This is a genomic window from bacterium, assembly GCA_016789445.1.
GTDB lineage: Bacteria > Patescibacteriota > Minisyncoccia > Phycocordibacterales > UBA2100 > UBA10103.
In genome coordinates this window covers 271-545 of record JAEUQT010000012.1, presented here as the reverse complement: position 1 = coordinate 545, position 275 = coordinate 271, and the positions used below count along the sequence as shown (strand labels likewise).

At 64.7% G+C, this 275-nt stretch carries 1 protein-coding gene; it reads left to right on the top strand.

The genetic code is table 11. The annotated features are described in order from the left end of the window. Window positions 1-275 (top strand): VCBS domain-containing protein (locus tag JNK62_04810; protein ID MBL8158825.1); only part of this gene is annotated, 275 nt, incomplete at both ends.

Below are 275 nucleotides of genomic sequence, written 5' to 3'. Positions count from 1 at the left end.
ACTCGATTGTCGGCGGTGCCGATGCTGCCAAGTTCAGCATCAACACCAGCACGGGCGCGCTGAGTTTCGTGACCGCTCCAGACTATGAGGCACCGACCGATGCCGGCGGTGACAACGTCTATGACGTGATCGTCCAGGTGGCCGATGGCCAGGGAGGCACCGACAGTCAGGCCATCGCCGTCACCGTGACGTCCGCCAACGACAACGCGCCGGTGATCACCAGCGCTGCCACGGCGAGCGTGGCGGAGAACACCACAGCGGTGATGACGGTCACG